Origin of the sequence: Staphylococcus sp. GDY8P57P (assembly GCF_017892585.1) — a bacterium.
Lineage (GTDB): Bacteria > Bacillota > Bacilli > Staphylococcales > Staphylococcaceae > Staphylococcus > Staphylococcus borealis.
Map to the genome: position 1 here is coordinate 1 of NZ_JAESLK010000084.1, position 747 is coordinate 747.

1 pseudogene is annotated in these 747 nt (G+C 36.3%); it reads left to right on the forward strand.

The features are described from left to right. Positions 1-747: pseudogene (cstB, locus tag KA878_RS13610) on the forward strand (persulfide dioxygenase-sulfurtransferase CstB); the annotation flags it as partial.

The window sequence follows — 747 nt, forward strand, 5'->3', positions numbered from 1 at the left end:
CGTACGGGAGAGGCAATAGTAATTGACCCTGTTCGTGATTTAACAAAATATATCGAAGTTGCAGATAGCGAAGGTTTTAAAATTACACAAGCTGCAGAAACACATATTCACGCTGATTTTGCTTCTGGAATTCGGGATGTGGCAGAACGTTTAAACGCAAACATATATGTATCTGGCGAAGGTGACGATCAATTAAGTTATAAAAATATGCCAGAACAAACACATTTTGTTAAACATCAAGATATTATTCAAGTAGGTAATATTAAATTAGAAGTCTTGCATACACCTGGTCATACCCCTGAGAGTATCAGTTTCTTACTCACTGATGAAGGTGGCGGCTCAAGTGTTCCAATGGGTTTATTTAGTGGTGACTTTATTTTTGTTGGTGATATCGGTAGACCTGATTTACTAGAAAAATCAGTACAAATGGAAGGTACTACAGAGATTGGTGCAAAACAGATGTACCAATCTATAGAAGGTGTTAAAAATTTACCAGATTATATTCAAATATGGCCTGGACACGGTGCTGGAAGTCCTTGTGGTAAAGCATTAGGTGCCATACCAATGTCTACGCTAGGTTACGAAAAAATTAATAACTGGGCATTTAATGTAACAGATGAATCTAAATTTGTTGAAACATTAACATCAAATCAACCAGCGCCACCCCATCACTTTGCACAGATGAAAAAAATTAATCAGTTTGGTATGAACATGTATCAACCATACAACGTTTTTCCTAGTTTAGAT